Annotated in this window: 11 protein-coding genes and 1 pseudogene; 2 read left to right on the top strand and 10 right to left on the bottom strand. The window is 73.8% G+C overall.

Annotation, left to right across the window (positions count from 1 at the left end; genetic code table 11):
• Positions 1–92 precede the first annotated feature (92 nt).
• Positions 93–1,310: a carbohydrate-binding protein gene (locus tag ACW14Y_RS30515; protein ID WP_456988294.1), complete on the top strand. Its 1,218-nt coding sequence runs from the start codon at positions 93–95 to the stop codon at positions 1,308–1,310.
• Positions 1,311–1,365: 55 nt separating this feature from the next.
• On the opposite strand, the gene ACW14Y_RS30510 is transcribed toward ACW14Y_RS30515, so the two are convergent.
• The 8 genes and pseudogenes from ACW14Y_RS30510 to ACW14Y_RS30475 form a co-directional block, all read right to left on the bottom strand.
• Positions 1,366–4,356: a hypothetical protein gene (locus tag ACW14Y_RS30510; protein WP_456984078.1), complete on the bottom strand. Its 2,991-nt coding sequence runs from the start codon at positions 4,354–4,356 to the stop codon at positions 1,366–1,368.
• Positions 4,356–6,284, bottom strand: coding sequence for an HSP90 family protein (locus ACW14Y_RS30505; protein WP_266313707.1), 1,929 nt, complete (start codon positions 6,282–6,284; stop codon positions 4,356–4,358). Before ACW14Y_RS30505 ends, ACW14Y_RS30510 begins: the two co-directional genes overlap by 1 nt.
• Positions 6,285–6,369: 85 nt before the next feature.
• Complete coding sequence (locus ACW14Y_RS30500) at positions 6,370–7,284, bottom strand: hypothetical protein (RefSeq protein ID WP_380301657.1); 915 nt, start codon at positions 7,282–7,284, stop codon at positions 6,370–6,372.
• 369 nt (positions 7,285–7,653) lie between these two features.
• Entirely contained in the window at positions 7,654–8,535 is an 882-nt protein-coding gene (locus ACW14Y_RS30495; protein ID WP_380301655.1) for a geranyl diphosphate 2-C-methyltransferase, read from the bottom strand.
• A 15-nt stretch (positions 8,536–8,550) separates the two neighbouring features.
• Positions 8,551–9,702, bottom strand: a pseudogene (locus tag ACW14Y_RS30490) (family 2 encapsulin nanocompartment cargo protein terpene cyclase); the annotation flags it as partial.
• A gap of 322 nt (positions 9,703–10,024) precedes the next feature.
• Positions 10,025–11,605, bottom strand: coding sequence for an APC family permease (locus ACW14Y_RS30485; RefSeq protein WP_456984076.1), 1,581 nt, complete (start codon positions 11,603–11,605; stop codon positions 10,025–10,027).
• Positions 11,606–11,710: 105 nt separating this feature from the next.
• Positions 11,711–12,427 (bottom strand): flavodoxin family protein, encoded by a 717-nt coding sequence (locus tag ACW14Y_RS30480; RefSeq protein ID WP_380301651.1) that lies wholly within the window; start codon positions 12,425–12,427, stop codon positions 11,711–11,713.
• Positions 12,428–12,524: 97 nt separating this feature from the next.
• The gene (locus tag ACW14Y_RS30475) at positions 12,525–13,283 is read right to left on the bottom strand and encodes a DUF5995 family protein (protein ID WP_456984074.1); all 759 of its coding nucleotides are present in this window, start codon (positions 13,281–13,283) and stop codon (positions 12,525–12,527) included.
• A 416-nt stretch (positions 13,284–13,699) separates the two neighbouring features.
• Here ACW14Y_RS30475 and ACW14Y_RS30470 point away from each other — a divergent pair, with 416 nt between their 5' ends.
• Positions 13,700–14,947 (top strand): serine hydrolase domain-containing protein, encoded by a 1,248-nt coding sequence (locus ACW14Y_RS30470; RefSeq protein ID WP_456984072.1) that lies wholly within the window; start codon positions 13,700–13,702, stop codon positions 14,945–14,947.
• A 173-nt stretch (positions 14,948–15,120) separates the two neighbouring features.
• Here ACW14Y_RS30470 and ACW14Y_RS30465 read toward each other — a convergent pair whose 3' ends face one another.
• Both ACW14Y_RS30465 and ACW14Y_RS30460 read right to left on the bottom strand, forming a co-directional pair.
• Positions 15,121–18,012 carry an SGNH hydrolase domain-containing protein gene (locus ACW14Y_RS30465; RefSeq protein ID WP_456988292.1) on the bottom strand — a complete coding sequence of 964 codons (2,892 nt, stop codon included), beginning with the start codon at positions 18,010–18,012 and terminating at the stop codon, positions 15,121–15,123.
• A gap of 283 nt (positions 18,013–18,295) precedes the next feature.
• Entirely contained in the window at positions 18,296–20,056 is a 1,761-nt protein-coding gene (locus tag ACW14Y_RS30460) for a glycosyltransferase family 2 protein (RefSeq protein ID WP_456984070.1), read from the bottom strand.
• Between the last annotated feature and the right edge of the window lie 59 nt (positions 20,057–20,115).

Genomic DNA, 20,115 nt, shown 5'->3' with positions numbered 1-20,115 from the left:
AGCCGAACCCGCCCCAGCTCCCGCACCCGTCCGACCGGAGGCCCCGCCTGCGCTCCCCCCGCGGCCTCCTCGCCGCCGCCGGGGTGCTCGGCCTGGTGGCCGGCGCGCTGGCCACCGGCGGCCTGGTCGCCACCGCCGGCACCGGGACCGCGGACGCCGTCACCGCGGGCGGCATCGGCAGCAACTGGTACGCCTCCGCGCCCTATCTGATGCCCGAGGACAACAGCCCGCCGGACGTCTCCACGGTGATGGACGCCACCGGCCAGAAGGCCTTCCAGCTCGCGTTCATCCTGGACAAGGGCGGCTGCGTCCCGTCCTGGGGCGGGACGTCCCCGATCGACACCGACACCACCATGCCCGCCGTGATCCGGACCGTGCGGGCCAAGGGCGGCGACGTCTCCGTCTCGATCGGCGGCTACGGCGGCACCAAGCTCGGCCAGACCTGCGGGACACCGGAGGCGACCGCCGCCGGGTACCAGAAGGTCGTCGACAAGTACCAGTTGAAGGCGATCGACTTCGACCTGGAGGAACCGGAGTACGAGAACACGGCCGCGATCCACAACGAGATCGGCGCGGCCCGCATCCTGCAGCGCAACAACCCGGGGCTGTACATCTCGATCACCACGGCCGGCACCACGGCGGCAGGCACCGGCTGGTTCGGCCAGCAGATGCTGAACGAGGCCAAGGCCCAGGGCTTCACCCCGGACAACTACTCGATCATGCCGTTCGACGGCGGCTTCAGCGGCGCGGCCGCGCAGACCGACGCGCTGGTGAAGTTCAACCAGCTGCTGCGCACCACCTTCGGCTGGTCGGAGGCGGACGCCTACGCGCACGAGGGCGTCTCGCTGATGAACGGCCGCACCGACGCCGCCGAGTACTTCCGGCAGGCGGACTTCCAGGCGGTGCTGGACTTCGCGCTCGCGCACAAGCTGGCCCGCTACACCTACTGGTCGGTCAACCGGGACCGGCAGTGCCCGGGGCCGGTCGACCCGGGGCTGTCCGGCTCCTGCTCCAGCGTGGCGCAGAACGACTGGGACTTCACCAAGTTCACGGTCCGCTTCGCCGGGGCGACCCCGCCCACCACCCCACCGACCACGCCGCCCACGACCCCGCCCAGCACGCCGCCGACCACCCCGCCCACCAGCCCCGGCAGCTGCCTCGACCAGCCCTGGGACAGCGCCACCGTGTACACCGGCGGCGCCAAGGTCTCCTACCAGGGCCACAAGTACCACGCCAAGTGGTGGACGCTGAACGAGGTGCCGACCGCGAGCGGCCAGTGGGGCGTCTGGGGGGACGACGGCCCCTGCTGAGCCCGTGACGGTGGGGCGGACCGCACCGGCCCGCCCCACCGTCCCCGGCGACGCGTCAGTCCGCGAGCCGCTCGCGCAGGTCCGCCAGGATCTCCGCGGCCTCCTCCAGCCCGTACTCGCGGCAGCGCTCGACGGCGGCGGCGAGCCGCGCCCGGGCCGCCGACGTCCGGCCGAGGTCGGTGCCCTCGATCAGCGCGGCCAGCCGGACGGCCTCGGCGCGCGGGGTCTCGGCCCGCTCGCCGCCCGCCTCGTAGGCGGTGATCGCGAGGTCCGCCTCGGTCAGCGCCTCCTCGTAGCGGTCCGCCACCGCGTAGGCGCGGGCCCGCTCGTAGTGGACGGAGGCCCGCAGGTACCAGGCGTCGGTGTCGGGCTCCGCCCGCTCGGCCCGCTCGCGCACGGCGTCCGCCTCGGCCAGCCGGGCCAGTGCCTGCTCCAGCCCCTCCGCGCCCTCCTGCTGCACGACCAGCCGGGCGAACTGCCGCAGCATCGCGGAGACCGGACCGGTCTGCGGCCACTGCTCCTGCGCGGCGAGCGCCCGGGACCTGGCGGCGTGCGCCGCCTCCCAGCGGTCGGCGAGGGCGAGCGCGACGGCCGCCTCCGCGGCGACCATGGTGCGCAGGTGCAGGTCCTCGGTCCAGCCCTCCAGGGCGGTCGCCAGCCGCAGGTACTCCTCGGCGGAGTCCCGGTACTCGTCCAGCGTGAACAGGCCGCGCGCGAGGTCCAGCCTGGCCTGGGCGAACAGCCGGTCCTCCGGGCCGGCGGCGGCCGCGTCGGCCAGCACCGACTCCAGGACGGCCACCGCGTCGGCGGGCCGGTCCGCGGTGCTCAGCAGGTCGGCGAGCTGCAGCCTGGTCCTGGCCGCGTCCCCGGCACCCGCCGGGCCCTTGCGGTCGAAGCGTCCGGCGGCCTCGGAGAGCGCCCGGATCGCGGCACCGGTGTCCCCGAGGTGGGCGCTGGCGTGCCCGGCCATCAGATAGGTGGCGGCGAACGGGTAGGACTCGTCGGCCCAGCGGGCGGCGGCGGCCAGGGCCCGGTGCAGCACCTCCACGGCCTCGGCCTGCTCGCCGTTCTGCAGCAGCGCCTGCCCCAGCAGCCCGTACGCGCGGGGCGTGTGCCAGGGCTGCCCGGCCTGCTCCAACTCGGCTATGACGGTGCGCAGTTCCTCGGCCGCCTCGGCGATCCGGCCCTGCCGGGCGGCGACGTCGGCGGCGTACTGGCGGGCCACCGTCAGCCGGCGCACGGAGCCCCGGGCGGCGGCCGCCTCGCGGTAGGCGGTGACGGCGAGCGCGAAGCGCCCGGCCTGCTCGGCGGGCGGCTCCTCGGGCGGCTCGGGCAGCGCCAGGACGAGTTCGTGGTGCGCGGCGTAGGCGCGGCACTGGAGCACGACCAGGTAGTCGTCGTCGGCGAGCGCGGGGCCGCCGGGGGCGGCGGCCAGCTCGTCGGCGAGGGCCAGCGCGGCGTCCAGGGCCGCCCAGTCGACGGCCCGGGCCGGCCCGGCCGCGTCGCCGTCCGAACCACCCTCGGAGTCGTCCCCCGAGTCGTTCCCGACGAGGACGGCGACCAGCGCCCGGGTCCGGGCCGCGAGGGCCCGCCCGGCCAGCCCCTCCCGCTCGAAGAGGTCACCGGCGCCCCGCAGTTCGGCGGCGCCCTCCTCCCAGTCCTCCCGGTCGAGCGCCGCGTGCGCCCGCCGCTCGGCGAGTTCGGCGCGCAGCTGCCCGACCGTACCCAACCGGTCCGGGTCGGCCGCACCCGTGACCTCGTCCTCGCCCCCCGCGGTGAACCGCTCGCCGATCCGCCGCCAGAGCCGGTCCGCGTCGGGGTGCCCGAGCAGTTGCAGCTCGCGGGCGCGGAGCACCAGCGCGGCGAAGTCCTCCGGCTCCGGCTCGACCTCCCGGACCGGCACCGCCGGCACGACCGGGACGGCGGCCAGTTCCGGCGCGGCCGGGGCCCGCACGCCGAGCGCCAGCGGCTCGGCGAGCAGCGGCCGGCGGGCGAGCCGGTCGCGGCGGCGGGAGCCCACCGCCGGGGTGCCGTTGCGGGCGTCGAAGCGGGCGGCCAGGGCGTCGGCCTCGGTGCGCAGATGGGCGAGCAGGGTGTCGACGGTCCAGCTCCGGCCGGGCGGGCCGCTGACGGTGAGCGCGCCGTGGCCGGCCCGGGCCAGGCCGGCGATCAGCACCTCGACGCCGGTGAGGAAGTCCAGCCGGCCGGCCGGGTCGCCGGTGACGCCGAACAGGTCGCGGTTCTCGGCCAGGATCTCCAGCCCGCGCGGCTCGTTGCCGGACAGCGCGCAGAACTCGATGTGCTGGCCGACCGAGCGGACCAGCCCGCTCTTGCCGCGGGCGAAGCGGTAGCCGACCAGGTGGCTGGAGCGGGCCTCGTCCAGCCGGCCCTGGCGCAGCAGCGGGAGCAGCGCCTGGGCGTGGCTGACATGGGGCTCCTCGGCACAGGTGCTCTCACCGCTGAGCACCGGCCGCCAGGCGTCCAGCGCGGCCGCGTCGTCGCCCTGGCGCACCAGGTGGGAGGCCGCGGCGCGGACCTCGCAGGCGTGGCAGTCGCTCAGCTCGGTGCGCGGCCGGGCGGCCCACAGCTCGTAGGCGTCCTGGACGTCCTCGCCGATGTGGGCGGCGAGGTGGAAGCGCTGGGCGTAGTAGGGCTGGAGGCCGTGCCCGGCGGCACGGTAGCGGTCGCGCATCTCGCCGTGCCAGCGGCGGACCGAGGCGAGCGGCACGTCGGGGGTGCCGAGCAGCGAGGTGGCGACCCACTTGAAGCGCCAGAACACCTGCTGGGTCGCCCACTCGCCGAAGCTGCCCCGGTCGGCGTCCCAGAGCTTGAGCACGCGGGCGAAGACCACCGGGGCCTTGCTCCGCTCGCCGTCGTACTCGTAGGCCTCCATGAGTTCCAGGAGGGCCATGGCGCGCAGCCCGGTGTCGTCGAACCGGTCGGCGGCGTCGACGAGTTCCTCGGCGGTGACGGTCCGGGGCCGGCCGTAGGGGCGGGCGTCGTTGTCGCGCAGCGCGGCCATCACCGCGTCGATGGTGTCCAGCATCACGCCTCCTTCTGCGGGTCCTGCGGACCCTGCGCGCCGCCGCCGGACCGGCCGGCGGCCTCGTGGCCGAGCATCGCGTGGTCCAGCAGGCTGATGAACGAGCGGTTGAGCAGGGCACTCTCGCTGGAGGTGAGCGGCCGGCGGGTGAGCAGCACGGCCTGCCCGTAGAGCGTCTCGACGGCGGTGACGGCGAGTTCGCGGTCCACGATCGAGGCGGCCCGGCGCACCAGCGGGTTGAGGTGGTTGAGGACCAGCTGCGCCCGGGGCACCTCGGCGCGCAGCGAGCCGAGGATGTCGGCCCACAACCCGTCGGCCTCCTCGGCGAGTTGGGCGCGGCCGCGCTCGTGCCTGGCCTCCCGGTTGTCGAGCAGCAGGGCGGGCGCGCTGGTCGGGTGGAAGCTGCGCAGGGCGACGTCGCAGTCGAACCGGCCGACCACCTCGCGGGCCACCGCGAGGAAGGCCGAGGCGGCGAGTTCGGCGGCCGGGTCGACGGTGTCCAGGTGCGCGGTGACGGTGCTGGGGTCGAGGTCGGCGACAGAGGTGCCGGGCCGGATCTCGGGCAGCCGGTGCACGAGGTCGCGGTCGTAGGTGTAGCCGCCGTTGACGACGCCGAGCCCGGCGGCGCCGGCGATCGGGGCGACCTGGCGGAACTCCTCGACGGTGCGGGTGACCAGCACGACCGGGTGGGTGCGGGCGAACTCGTCCAGGGTGACATTGCCGTCGGTGGTCTCGAACGGCAGCCAGGGCAGCAGCATCCGCAGCAACTCGTCGTCGTAGCGGGCGAGTTCCTTGACGGCCAGGTGGTGCACCGAGATGAAGCGGTGCAGCAGCGCCGGGTCGCTGGCGGACAGGCCGGTGAGCCAGTCGCGGATCCGGGTGCCGAGCGCGTCGCGGACGGCGGCGAGCATCTCGTCGGCGTACAGGCCCTCGCGGGAGGCGGTGGGCCGCAGGCCGTCGGTGTCGACCACGCAGCGGACGAAGAACGCCCAGTCGGGCAGGAGTTCGTCGGCGTGGTCGGAGAGCAGCATGCCCTTGAGGTGGACCCGGTGACCGGCCCGGCGGGACGGCGGGACGGCGTCGGGCAGGACGTAGGCGACACCGCGCAGACCGACCAGCGGAAGGTCCAGCTCGATGGTGTCGAGCGGGGTGAAGTCGAAGGTCGAGCGGCAGTACGCGGCCAGCGCCTCGCGACGGGCCAGCGGGGAGCCGTGCCGCTCGGCCCACGGCGGGGTGTGGTTGACCCGGGTGGTCTCGCCCCGGCCGTCGACCACGGTGACCTCGTGGCGCAGCAGGCTGCCGAAGTCCCGGGCCAGCGAGATCACCCGGTCGGTGCGGGTCCACTCGGCGGCGTCGGCGCGCGGGGCGAGCCGGACGGTGGTGCCCGGCTCGGGCTTGGCCTCGGCCGGCAGGGTGCGGATGGTGTAGCGGCCGTCCGAGCCGCCGCGCCACTCGATGACGGGGGCGTCGGGGGTGGCGGCGGAGCGGGTGACGACGGTGATCTCGTCGGCGACGACGAAGCAGGCCAGCAGGCCGATGCCGAACTGGCCGATGAAGTCGCCCCGGGCGCGGGCGAGTCCGTCACCGTCGAGGCGGCCGTCGGCGTCGCGCTTGGAGCTGCGGCCGATGGTGGCGAGGAAGGTGTGGACGTCCTGCTCGGTCAGGCCGATGCCGGTGTCCGTGACGGTCAGCCCGTGGTCGGTGCGGACGGTGATCGCGGCGGGCGCCGACGGGTCGAGGGCCTGCCGGGCGGAGATGGCGTCGACCGCGTTCTGCAGGAGTTCGCGCAGGTAGACGCGGGGGCTGGAGTAGAGGTGGTGGGAGAGCAGGTCGACCAGGCCGCGCAGGTCGACCTGGAAGGTGTGCGCGCTCGTCGGGTTCTCGGATGGGGACACCGGTGGCTCTTTCGATCGCAAGGGCGGTTCGGGCATGGGGAGGGGCGGCGCGACGGCTCCCGGCGGCGGCCCCAGCGGGGGTCGCGGGGCCGGGCGTCGCGGGACCGGGAGGCCCGGGCCCCTAGGGTGCGCAGCGGTCGCGGTGGGTGCGGAAGTTCTCGGCCTCGTCGCCGCCCAGGTAGTACCAGGGCCAGTCGGTGACCACGTCGTCGAGGGTGGCGAACACCGCGCGGGCGAGCTCGCGCTCGTCGGCGAGCGACAGGACCATCGCGAACACGTTGTGGGTGGCCCGCCAGTCGCGCCGGCGCCGGTAGGCGGGGTGCAGCACGGAGCGTTGCGCCGCCTCGCGCAGCGCGGCGCGGACGGTCGGGCCGGTCAGGTAGGCGTGGTCCTCGCCGTCGGGCAGGTCGAGCCAGTGCTCCAGGTGCGCGAGGGCGACGATCTCGCCGAGCGGGCTGCCCTCGGGGGCGTCGAGCATCGACCGGCGGGCGAAGGCGTGCATCTCCTCGTGCGAGCCGCCCCACTTGGCGCAGAGCTGCTGCAGCCGCTGCTGGTGGGAGGCGAGGTGCTCGGGGTCGCGGCGCAGCGCGGCGTCGAAGCGGGCGGTGGCGATGCCCGGGCCGAGCGAGGCGCCGCGGGCGCCGATCTGCAGGAAGAACCAGGGGGCGAGCCAGGACGGTTCGCGCTCGGCCACCTCCAGCAGCTGTTCCTCGGCGGTGCCGAGCCGCTCGCGGAAGAGCCGCCACTGCTCCTCGGTGACCTGCTGGGCGCGCTGTCCGGTGCGGGCCTCCCAGCCCCAGGCGATGTGCCGGGCGCCGGAGAACAGCAGCAGCAGGGTGTCCTCGGGGCGTTCGGCGACGGCGGTGGCCAGCCAGCGCTCGGTACCCTCGACGGAGGAGAGCCGGTGGAGCAGCCAGGTCAGCTCGGCGGCGTCCTCGATCTCGGTGAGGACGGAGCCGACCGCGTTCCAGTCGCCCGCGTCGGCGAGGGCGCGCAGCCGGCGCAGCTCCTCGTCGCCGTGCGAGAGGTCGAGCACCGGGGTGAGGCCGCGCGGCGCCTTCCGCCCGAGGCCGCGGCTCCGACGGCCGGCCGGACCCGCCGGGGCGTCATCGGCTGATCGGCGTCGGAAAAAGGACATGGTGCGGCCCCCTGAGACCTCGTCGACCGGGACGGTCAGCGGTTTCGTTCGTATGGCCTCGCAGTGGCCACTCGGATGCACTGCATATCACGCGCCTCCGACGTCCCGTCGACCAGCCCTGTTCCCGGACGCCCCCGAACGTTCCCCGCACGCCCTCCGGGACTTCCCCGGGCGGCCCCGAACGCCCCCCGGACGCCCCCCGGACGCACGGGACCCGGCCCGCCGCCGTGCGGCCGGGCCGGGTCCTCGCCGTGCGGCGACGCGGGGTCAGACCCGGTCGGCGGCGATCAGCAGGTACTGGAAGGAGCCGTCCTTGTAGGAGTTGATGAACGCCTCCTCGATGCCGGTCACCAGCGACGGCACGGTGGCGCGCAGCTCCCAGTACGGCAGGGTGGCCGCGGTGAGGTCGATGACCGCGTTCGGCACCAGGCGGTTGTCGGCCATCGCCTTGAAGTACTCGCGGCGGGAGTGGATGTTGCACTCGAAGTGGGCGTTGATCTGGGAGACCCACTTCGAGGGCTGGCCGTAGGTCGGGTTCCAGCAGCCGGTGATGGTGACGTAGCGGCCGCCGACCGACAGGATCCGGGAGTGCTCGCCGAGCAGGTCCTCCAGGTCGACGTACATGCTGGACTCGTTGTTCCAGGACGCCCGGACGCTGCCGGCCTCGAACGGCATGTCCAGCATGTTGCGGACCTGGGCGCGCACCGAGCCGTCGATGCCGAGCTCCTTGGCCCGCCGGTTGCCGAACTCGGCCTGCTTGGCGGACAGCGTGACGCCCTCGACCTTGCAGCCGAAGCGCTGGTGGGCCATCACCATGGAGCCGCCGCGGCCGCAGCCCGCGTCGACCAGGGTGTGCTCGGGGCGGATGTCACCGAGGTTGTCCAGCAGGACGTCGGTCTGCGCGGACTCCAGCCGGTGCAGCTCGGCGACGAGCTTCTTCTCGCGCTCGCTGTCGTCCGGCGCGCCCAGCGCGGCGTGGTCGACCTCGCCGATGCCGTAGTGGTGGTGGTAGAGGCCGTCGACGTCGCCGAGGCGCAGGTTCACCGGCCGGGCCTCGTGGTCCCAGTAACGGGCGATGTCGCCCTGGTACGGGGTGGCCGGACCAGGGACGGCGGTGCGGTTCACGGGGGTGGTGTCGGTGACGGACACGGTTCAGCTCCTTGGTTACCAGAAGTCGGGCAGGCTGTAACGGAACGTGTTGGTCTGATGCCAGTTGTGGTTGCCGTCGACCCACGCGGCGACGCCGCGCAGGAAGCGCACCACAACCGGGACGGGGCAGGTGGCGGCGAGTGCGGCCGCCTCCGCCTCGAAGGCGTGCATGAGCTCGTTGTGCACCTCGACGGCCTTGAGGTAGCCCTCGCGGTGGCCGACGCCCTCCCGCTCGGAGATCACCACGGGCAGGTTCAGGTGGACGCCCGGCGAGCGCAGCTCCTTGGTGTACGAGTACAGGTCGTTGACGATGGTGGTGGCGTTCGAGGCGAGCGCGATGACCCGCTGCACGGCGGGCCGGGCGTGCAGGTCGGCGGGCAGCTCGTAGCCGCCGACGGTGTCCGTGATGGTCGGGCAGGGGCGGAAGTTGTTGAACTGACGCATCGCCAGGTACTCCCACACCTCCGGGACGTACTCCTCCTGGGCCCAGGAGCCCTCCGCGAGGTACCCGAGGTGCAGCCGCGCCATGTCGTGCCGGAACCGGTCCGACTGCGAGGCGGTGGCGGCCCGGTCGAAGTGCTCCATCGCCGATCGGTAGGCGCGCCGGGGCGCGTCCGACGCCAGCGACTCCCGCCAGGCGCCCTGGTACTCGGCGGTGGTGTGCACCGGGTCGAGGGCGGTGTGGGCGAGCAGCAGCCGGCTGCCGAGGCCGATCGGCGAACCGCCGTGGTCCTCGCAGTAGCAGTCGTCGACGGCGTTCTCGGCGACCATCAGCCGGGTGGCGATCATGACGTGGTCGACGCTGGGCGCGTCGGGATGGCAGGCGACCATGTAGCGGCTCACCGAGAAGCCGTCGAACTCCTCCTCCCAGTCCGGCGGATAGAGCTCCACCTCCTCGGCCCACAGCTTGATCCGCCGGTTCACCTCCTCGACCCGCACCGGGTCCGGCTCGGCGATCGGGTGGAAGTACAGCCCGGGGATCGGGTCGCCGACACCCGGCTTGCCCGAGGCCGCCGGGGTCGCCGACTCCGGCCCGGCGGAAGGTTCCTGACGAGGCGTCAGACTGAGTCCGGCGGTGCCCAGCCCGCTCGGTCCGCGGAGGATCTGCTCCAGCGCCGTGCCGCTCATGACCGCACCGCCGCCCTGCGGCCGGGGTGCGGGTGGTGCGACGTCTGCGGTGTCTCGCTGCTCGTGGCCACGGGCATGGGAGAACCTTCCTCTGTGAAGGGGGACACGTCATGACGGGCCGTCGCCTCGTCCGAAGAAAGGGATCTCCACATGCGGCGGACCCCGTCTCGCTTGCTGCCCAACCGTAGGCGCGGCGGAACGATCTGAGCCGCTTCGCATGATCCTGTGCACTCGAAAGGGTGAACGTGTGCATGTGTTGCGTTTGAAACCGCGCATCAGATGATCGGTTCGGACCGGCCCCTCCGTCGAGGTCTCCGGAGAGACCCCCGGAGAGCCCCCCGGAGCGGGGCCGGTCGGGGCCTCAGCCCCGCGGGGCGTCGGCCGGGTCCGCCGCCTCCACCGGGACGTCCGGGTGCCGGAACCAGGAGCCGTCGACCGCCCACTGGACCAGCATCAGCACCACGCCGAGCAGCAGCGCCCCGATGCCGATCACGGTCACCCCGCCGGTCTCCCCGAACAGCGGCAGGTCGATCGAGGTCGAACCGTAGTCCGGGTCGGCGTAGACGTCGAAGGCCCCGTAGCAGAAGAAGTACAGCAGCAGCAGTCCGCCGAGCAGCGGCATCAGGCCCTTGAAGACGAAGTCCCGCACACTCCGGGTGAGCACCCTGCGGTAGTACCAGACACAGGCGAAGCCGGTCAGGCCGTAGTAGAAGGCGATGGCCAGGCCGACCGAGGCGATCGAGTCGGCGAGCACGTTCCCGCTGATCGCGGTGAGCAGCACGTAGAACGCGATCGACGCCAGGCCCATGGCGACCGTGGACCAGGTCGGGGTGCGGTGGCGCGGGTGCACCCGGGCGAACTGGCGGGGGACGGCCCGGTGCGCGGCCATCGAGAAGGTGGTCCGGGCCGTCGGCAGGATGGTGGTCTGGGTCGAGGCCGCGGAGGAGGTCAGCACCATGAAGATCAGGAGTTTGGTCAGGAACCAGCCGAGGCCCGCACTGCCGAACACCGCGCCGCCGAGCGAGGACAGCACGTCCCCGGCGTTGTCCTCGTTGCCCAACCCGATGCCCTCCGTCCCGATGCCGGCGAAGGCCTGCGCCGAGGTGGAGACCAGGGCGTAGATGAGCAGCAGCAGGACGGTGGAGATGACGGCGGCCCGCCCCGGGGTGCGCGCCGCGTCCTCGGTCTCCTCGTTCACGGACACGGCGGTGTCCCAGCCCCAGTAGATGAAGACGGCGGCCAGGATGCCCGCGGTGAAGGCCGTCGTGGAGGTCACCTCGAACGGGTTGAACCACGATCCGCTGATGTGGACCGCCGTGTCCGGGGGGTGGTCCCCGTAGACCTTGACCAGGGCCGTGACGGAGAGCAGCACCAGCATCACGACCTCGATGCACAGCAGCCAGCGCTGCAGGGCGGCCGAGATCTCGATGCCGATGTAGCAGATCGCCGTCATCACGATGATCCAGACCACCCCGGCGACCGTGGTCCAGACGGTGCTCTCGGCCAGGCCGTCGAAGCCGAACAGCTGGAAGCCGTAGACGCCGGCGATCTGGGCGAGGTTCGCCATCACGATGATGTCCGCGATCACGATGCCCCAGCCGCCCATCCACCCCGTGCGCGGCCCGAAGGCCCGCGCGCCCCAGGTGAACGTGGTGCCGCAGTCCGGGTCGGAGGCGTTGAGCTCCTTGTAGGCGTACGCGATCAGCAGCATCGGAATGAAGGCCAGGATGGTGATGATCGGCGCCTGCAGGCCGACCCCGACCACGATGATGCCGAGCGTCGCGGCCAGGCTGTACGCCGGGGCGGTGCTCGCCAGGCCGATGGCCACCGAGGAGACCAGGCCGAGGGCGCCGGTCTTCAGGCCCTTCTCACCGGCACGGGAGCTGACAACAGTGGGTGCGGCGGGCGGCGGCGGAGTGTGTCCGCCGTGGGGTTCCGGCACGTTTCCCACCCCCTGATCCTGCACGCAGAGGTACTGACGGGGTCGATGAGATCAGCGTACGCCCGTGAGCCGTTCCCTTCCTGGCCGGTGTCCGCCCGGTCACGGTCAGCGGTGCTCGGGGTTCTCGAAGTCGAAGCGGCAGCCCGCGTCCCACTCGGAACGCTGGTTGCCGTGGGCCGGGATGCCGCCCGCATCCTTGATCATCCGGGCGAGGTGGAGCAGGTTCCAGGTCATGAAGGTGGCGTTGCGGTTGGTGAAGTCGTTCTCCGGCCCGCCCGAGCCCGCGTCCAGGTACGACGGCCCCGGCCCGGCCTCCCCCACCCACCCCGCGTCGGCCTGCGGCGGGATCGCGTAGCCCAGGTGCTGGAGGCTGTACAGCACGTTCATCGCGCAGTGCTTCGCCCCGTCCTCGTTCCCGGTGATCAGACAGCCGCCGACCCGGCCGTAGTACGCGTACTGGCCGTGCTCGTTCAGGATCGACGAGCAGGAGTACAGCCGTTCGATCACCTGCTTCATCACCGAGGAGTTGTCGCCGAGCCAGACCGGCCCGGCCAGCACCAGGATGTCGGCGGCCATCACCCGGCTGTAGAGCACCGGCCAGTCGTCGGTCTCCCAGCCGTGCTCGGTCATGTCCGGCCAGACCCCGGTGGCGAGGTCGTGGTCGACCGCGCGGACCACGTCCACCCGCACGCCCTGGCGCTCCAGGATCCCGGTGCTGACGTCGATCAGCCCCTGGGTGTGGCTGCGCTCGGGCGAGCGCTTGAGCGTGCAGTTGACCACCATGGCGGTCAGATCGTCGTACCGGGTGGGCGAGGAGGACATCGGCGGCCTTTCCAGGTCCTTCGACGGGTCGGGTCACCCACCACTCCACCCCGGGCCGGCGCCGACCGCCCGCCGGGATCCGCCGACCGGGCCCGCCTCACGCTCTCCCGAACGGCCCCGCCTCCGTCCCCGCCTCCGCCTCCGTCTCCGCACTCGGGACCGGGACCGGGGTGACCAGCAGCCGCCCGGCCAGCGCGGTGCCCGCCGTGACGGCGGCCAGGGTCGCGTCGAACAGCGGCCGGATGTTGCGCTGGTGCCAGAGCGACAGCGTGGCGGCCCAGGCGGCCTCCCTGGCCCGGGCGGTCGAGAACGCCCCCACCAGATGGCGCAGCGGCTCGGCCGCCCCGGCCGCGACCCCGGCGATCCGCTGCTCGAACCCGGCCCGCTCCTCCGCCTCCGCCCGCACCAGCAGCTCGCCGACCAGCACGTAGTCCTCCTGCACCGGCGGGGTGTCGGGCGTGGTGCGGCGCTCGATGCAGGTCTCGACGACGGCCAGCGGCAGGTCGTGGCAGAGGTGGGCGTTGGTCCCGGCGAAGGCGAACTGCACCGGCCACACCCTCCGGTCGTCCCGCGCGTCGACCAGCGGCCGCCAGGCGTCGCCGACCTCCCGGCCCGCCCCGGCGGCGTCCAGCACGTCGAAGTACTGGTTGGCCAGCAGCACCCCGAGCCGCTCGACGAACGCCGGGTCCCGGACCTCGCCGGCCGCGATCCGCCGCTCCACCAGCGCGGCCACCCGCAGGTGCATCCGGTTGAAGCAGGCGATCCCGTCCCCGGGGTCCAGCCGCGCCCCGATCTCCCGCATCCGCTCGACGACCTCGTCGGCACTCTGCGCGGGCCTGGCGTGTGACTGGGTCATGGGGGCGGTCCTTCCGTCGCGGTTCTCCGGCTGTCACCTATACACACCGCCACCGCCCGGGATCCGCCGCACCGGTGGACGCCCCAGCACCGTCACCCGATCCGATGAGTCCCCCGGCCCGGCGGTGCCGTCCTTCGACGCCCCGTCGGGGCGAGGCTCTTGCGCTTCCGGGACCGGGCGAGGCCCGCACAGCAGGAACTCCGCGGCCGACACGTCGACCGGTCCGTCCTGGCCGGGACCCCGATCTCCGGCGCCGGGGTACAACTGCCGTGCGGGCGTTCTCCTTCCGGCGGCGTACACGAGTACCTCCGAGGGCCGAGAGGCCGGTCCTCAGTCAGGGCGACGATCGGGCGGCGGGCAGCCGGAAGGCTGAGGTCGGAGGCGGACGCGGTCCGCCCACAGCCGGGGAGGAACCCGTGAAACGTCGCCTTGCCCACCTCGTGGCCGCAGCAGTCTGTCTCGCCCTGGCCACGCCCGCGGCTCCCGCTCTGGCGGCGGCGGGCGCACCGTCCGCCGCCGAGGCGGCCGGCGCGACCGGGACGGCCGGGTCCGACGACCGTGGCGACCGGTCCGACCGGACTGCCGCCGGCCAGCGACAGCGGGCCCTCGCGGCGCTGACCGGCGCCGGAGCGGTCTCCGCCATCGCCGAGATCCGCGACCGCGGCGGCGTCTGGCGAGGCGCCTCAGGAGTCGCCGACCTGGCGACCGGCGCGCCCGTGCGCGGCGACGGCCGGTTCCGGGCGGGCAGCGTGACCAAGGTGTTCGTCGCCACCACCGTGCTGCAACTGGTCGGCGAGCACCGGATCGGTCTGGACGACTCCGTCGAGAAGCATCTGCCCGGCCTGATACCCGACGGCGCGCACATCACGGTCCGCCAACTGCTCAACCACACCTCGGGCCTGTGGGATCCGACCAACGAGAGCGGCGGGATCTTCCCCGAGCTGTTCGACCCGGCGGTCTTCCGCGCCTGGGTGGCCGACGGGGGACTGCGGCGCACCGTCACCGCGCGCGAGCTGGTCGCGGCCTCGGCGGCGCACGCGCCGAACTTCCCGCCGGGATCCGAGTGGCAGTACTCCAACACCAACTACGCACTGCTGGGCCTGTTGATCGAGAAGACCACCGGGCGCGGGTACGGCCAGGAGATCACCCGGCGGGTCCTGCGCCCGCTCGGGATGACCGACAGCCTGTTCCCCGGTACCGCGAGCACGATTCCGGGCCGGCACGCCCACGGGTACTGGACGATCGTCGACGAGACGGGACCGGTCCGCAAGACGTACGTCGACGTCACCGAGCACAACCCCTCCTGGGCCGGGGCCGCCGGGGAGCTGATCTCCACCACCGCCGACCTGGTCCGCTTCGAACGGGCCTTGCTCAACGGGCAGTTGCTGCCGCCGTGGCTGATGCGGGAGATGACCTCCATGGTGCCGACCGAGCCCGGGGCGCACCAGCTCGACTACGGCCTGGGCCTGGCCCGGTACCAGCTCTCGTGCGGGCCGGTGCTCGGCCACAACGGCGGGATCTTCGGCTTCGACACCCAGCTCTGGGGCACCGCCGACCGCCAGGTCGCGCTCTCCTACACCGGCCGCGGCGACGACAAGGACGAGGCGGCCCAGCTCGCGGCGATGCGGGCGTACCTGGAGACGGCGTTCTGCGGCGGCCGCTGAACGGCCGCTCCTGGGCGGTCGGCCACTGCTCGGCGGTGGGCCGCCCGGAACCGGCCGCCGCCCGCCCCCGGCCGGACGCCGACGGCCCCGGCCGGGGAGCGAGGAGAGCTCCCCGGCCGGGGCCGGGTCGTGCCGCCGGGCGGGCCACTGTTCGGGCCGCCCGGCGGATCCGGCTACCGCTTCGAGGCCACCGACACGTAGTCCACCCGCATCGGGTGGCCCGGCTCGGTGGCCGGGGTGACGGAGCCGCCGAAGGCCGCCGGGAGGTTGCCGCCGACGGCGACGTTGAGGATGAGGAACAGCCCCCGGCCGACGGCCCGGTCCCAGGTCGCGCGGTCCATCTGCGCGGCCGTGACCCGGTGGTGCTCCCGGCCGTCGAGGTACCAGCGGACCTCCTCGGCGCCCGGCTTCAGGTCGACCTCGACCGCGTAGCGGTGGAAGCCGCTGCGGCACTCGGCGCCGCAGGGCTGGTCGCCGGAGCCGAGGCCGCGCGGCTCCTGGCACGGTCCGCCGTCCAGCACACCGCAGTGCATCGTGCCGAAGACCGCGTCCCGGCCGTTGACCTGCTCCATGATGTCCAGCTCGCCGATGGCCGGCCAGCCGGTGAACCCGTTGCGCAGCTCGCCGCCGAGGGTCCAGAAGGCGGGCCAGTAGCCGGCGGCGGCCGGACCGGTGACGTCGGGCAGGGCGATCCCGGCCTCGATCCGCAGCACACCGCCGGGCGGCGGGGCGAGGTCGGCGCGGCGGGACTCGATCCGGCCGGAGGACCAGCGGCCGTCCGCGGACCGGGTGGGCACGATCTCCAGCGCGCCCCGGCCGTCGAGCCGGACGTTGTCGGTCGAGTCGGTCATGGTCTCGACCTCGCCGGTCCCCCACTGCGCGGCCGGGCAGCCCGGGTAGCAGGTGCCGAGGTCGTACTGCCAGTCCACGGCGGACGGGCGGCTGCCGGCCGGGCCGTCGAAGTCGTCGCGCAGCAGCTGGGTCCAGCCGGACGCGTCGGGCGCCAGGGCGGCACCACCGGTGCCACCGGAACCACCGGCACGCGGCGGCAGGGCACCCGCGTCCGTCAGCACCCGCTCCAGGCGCGGGGTCAGGACGACGGCGGCGACGTTGGTCAGGTGCGTGTCGTCGCGGTAGAGCAGGATCCGCTCCAGCACGGCCGGGCAACTCCGGCCGTTGCCGGGGCAGATGACGTCGTTGACCGACACCGAGCGCACGCCCGGCATCCGGCCGGCCGCGATCTCCTCCGCGAGCGGGTCCGCCCAGAGCGCCTTGTCGCGCGGGAACTCGCAGGCCGCCGGGTCCTCGGTGTGACCGGAGACGCAGGCCGGCACGTCCGTCCCGGGGATCGGGGTGTCACGCAAGTAGACGATCGGGACGCCGAGTTCGCGCAGCGGGGCGAGCGTCTTCGCCCAGCCCTGGAGCACCGACTCCCGGTCCTCGCTGTACCGGTTGAGGGTGGAGACCACGATCAGCCGGGGCTTGGGCCCGGCGGCCAGCCTGGTCAGGGCGTTCGCCCGCCAGGTGTCGCACTCGCGGTAGGTCCGGCCCAACTGCGGGTTCACCACCGAGAGTTCCGGCAGCGGGCAACCCTGCTTGACCAACTCCTCCAGCTCCCAGCGCCGTTCGGCCGCGAGGGCGAGCAGCGAGGAGAACCACTGGCCGGCGTGCGAGTCGCCGAGCAGCACGATCCGGTCCGGGCTGCCGACCACGCCGAAGCGGCAGTCGGGGCTGGTGGTGGCCGCCGGGTCGACCTCGCACTCACCGTCCGGCGGGAAGTCCTTGCGTGCCTGGACGGCGTCCGGCACCACCGCCGGACCGCTCTTGAGCGGGGCCGAGGTGCGCACCAGCAGCGAGGTGCCGTCCGGCGAACCGGGCGGCAGCCCCTGGAGGTCGACCGGCGCCGCCGGACCGAGCAGCCGCAGCGTCCCGGTGCCGACGACCAGCGCCAGCACCACCGGAATGACCACCGAGGCGAGCCCCAGGGACAGTCCCCGGCGCGGGAGTTCGGAGACGGTGCGGCTGTGCCGCAGCGGCTGCTCGACCCACCGCATGACGGCCGCGGCGGGCAGGGCCGCGGCGGCGGTGAGCGCCACCTTCACCGGCCAGTCCAGCGGGCCGAACTTCGCGCCGACCAGGACCAGCACCGGCCAGTGCCACAGGTAGAGGTTGTAGGAGAGCCGGCCGATCGCGCGCGGGAGGCGCAGGCCGAGGACGCGGTCCACGCCGTAGCCGGAGGCCGCGATCCCCTCCCGCCCCGGCGTACCGGCCAGGAGGACGGCCGCCGTGCCCAGGGTCGGCACCAGCGCGGCCCAGCCCGGGTACGGGGTGCCGCTGTCGTACGCCAGCACGCACCACACCACGGCCGCCGCACCGCCCCAGCCGACCGCCGCCCGCAGCGGGCGCGGCCCGCGCAGCAGGTGCCAGGGCAGCAGGGCCAGCAGCGCGCCGACCCCGAACTGCCAGACCCTGGACGGGGTTCCGAGGTAGGCGAGCGAGACGGAGTCGTGCGTCCAGCGCAGCGAGAGCGCGAAGGAGCCGACGGTCAGCACGGCGGCGAGCGCCGCCGCGACCGGCCGCAGCGACCGCCCGCGCCCGTCCGTCCGGCCGCGTCGCGCCAGCCGCAGCACCAGGTAGGCGGTGAGGGCCAGCAGCGGGCCCCACACCAGGTAGAACTGCTCCTCCACCGCGAGCGACCAGAAGTGCAGCAGCGGACTCTCGTCCCGCCCGGCGGCCAGGTAGTCGGTCTGCTGGGCGACGAAACGCCAGTTGCCGACCGAGAACGCCGCCGCGAGCACGTCGTACTCCAGGTCGGCCCGGCGCAACGGCACCGTCAGCCAGGCGCCGAACAGGGCCACCGCGCCGAGCACGATCGCGGCCGAGGGCAGCAGCCGGCGGGCCCGGCGGGAGAAGAACTCACCGAGCCGGATCCGGCCGGTGGTGGTGGCCTCGCGCAGCAGCAGGCCGGTGATCAGGTAGCCGGAGACGACGAGGAAGACGTCGACCCCGACGAAGCCGCCGGCCAGCCCGGGGACGGCGGCGTGGAAGGCGAGCACGGAGAGCACGGCCAGCGCGCGCAGGCCCTCGATGTCGGGACGGAACCCGGCCGAGTGGCGCGCCCGGCCCGGGGCATCGGAACCCCGGGAGAGGGCGCGGCCGAAGCGGCCGCCGCGACCTGCGCGACCGTCCTGACCGGTGCGGCCGGCGGCGGTCCGCTGGCTCGGGATGGTGAAGGCGTCCGGCGCGAGCTCGGGCACGAGGGTCGACGCTTCCGGCGGTGACGACTCGGGAGGAGATGACTCAGGAGGTGATGACTTGGGAGGTGACGACATGGAAGAAGGCGACCTTTCAACCCAGCCAGGGCAGCATCGGCCGGACCCAGCCGGACGCGAGCAGAGCGGTGAGCACGAGCGTGGCGGTGGCGGCCAGCCCCTCCGGCCAGCGGCGGGGCAGCATGCCTGACCGGGGCGCCTTCGGCCCGGCTGTGACGTCGTCGCGGTGGGCGGTGCCGCGCACCTCGCCGACGAGGTCGCGGATCAGCGGCAGACCGATCTGCGCCTGCACCGCGAGGTAGAGCCCGAGACCCCAGTTGGGGGCCCATCCGTACTGCGCGACGGCCAGGCCCAGGCCGAGGGCCGCGGCCCCGAGCGAGCCGCAGAGCCAGGCCAGCGAGACCAGGACGACCTTGCGCGCCATCCCGCCGGAGCGGGACTTGCTCCGCACCGCGGGCGCGGTGGCCCCCGCCGCGTCCGCCCCGGCCGCACCGGCGGCGCCGGTCGGCACCCAGGCCGCGCTGCGCCCGCGCAGGGTGTGCCAGAAGGCGACCCCGGCGGCGACGCTCATCAGCACGTTGGAGCGGATCACCTCGATCCGCCAGCGGGTGCGGCTGACCCGGGGCAGCAGCACGTGCCAGAGCCAGAGCGGCGCCAGCATCGGCAGCACGTGCCAGGGCCGGATCTGCTCCGGGTACCAGAACATCATCACCAGCGGCGGCAGTGGCGCGACGAAGATGTTCACGGCGGCGGCGAGGTAGCCGACGATGCCCTCGTAGAAGCAGAGCCGCATCCGCCAGGGCGCGCCGATCCGCTTCAGCTCGGGCGAGCCCAGCAGGTGCAGATTGCCCATCGCCCAGCGGTACTGCTGGTTGACGTACGAGGCCAGGTTGTCCGGCGAGGTGCCCTTGGCGACCAGCACCGGGACGTACAGCGTCCGGTAGCCCTGGGCGTACAGGCCGAGCCCGGTGAAGAGGTCCTCGCTGTGGTCGAGCCGGGCGAACCCGCCGGCCCGGTCGATCGCGACCCGCCGGTAGACGGCGTTGCTGCCGCAGCAGATGGCGGCGTCACTGGCGTCGCGGGAGGGCTGGATCCAGCGGAAGAACCACTCCTGCGCGGCACCGGCGGCGCGCTCGATCCAGCTCATCGACTCTTCGGTGTCGAAGCACTGCGGGCTCTGGACGATGCCGATCCGCGGGTCCGCGAAGTACGGGACGAGGTGGCGCAGGAAGTCGGGCCGGGGCGCGAAGTCCGCGTCGAGGATGGCGATGAGCTCGCCGGTGCTGAGCGTGAGCGCGTGGTTGAGGTTGCCGGCCTTCTTGAGGTGCCCCCGGTCGGGCCGCACCACGTACCGGTACCCGTGCGCGGCCGCCAGGTCGGCGACCTCGGCCCGGTCGGCGTCGTCGAGCACCCAGACGGTCAGCGCACCGGGCCAGTCGACCTCGGCCACCGCCCGGTAGGCGTTCTCCAGGATGTCCAGCGGCTCGCCGCAGGTCGGCAGGTAGAGATCGACGGTCGGCAGCTCCTCCGGCGCCCACGCGTGCACCAGCACCTCGTGGGACTGCCGGGTGAGCCGCCGCTGCCGCAGGCTGTTGACCGAGGACAGCGCCAGCGCGACGACATTGAGTCCCAGCACCGCGAGGAACACCCACAGCGCGGGCGTCCGCAGCGCGAACGTGAACATCGTCCCGGCGGTGAAGACGAACGCCGCCGAACTGGCGACCAGCACCCACCGCCGCTGCGGTCCGAAGTACCAGTAGAGCTCCTGGTCGTCCGGCGGTTGCGGCAGATGCGCCGGAGGAGAGGAGGAAGAGGATGAACCAGAGGAAATGGACATAACTTGTCGGACAGTCATATGGCCCCCACAGCCGTGTTTCTGACAGCTCCAACGGCCAC

The organism is Kitasatospora sp. cg17-2 (assembly GCF_054031055.1).
This window is presented reverse-complemented; position numbering and strand designations above follow the sequence as displayed.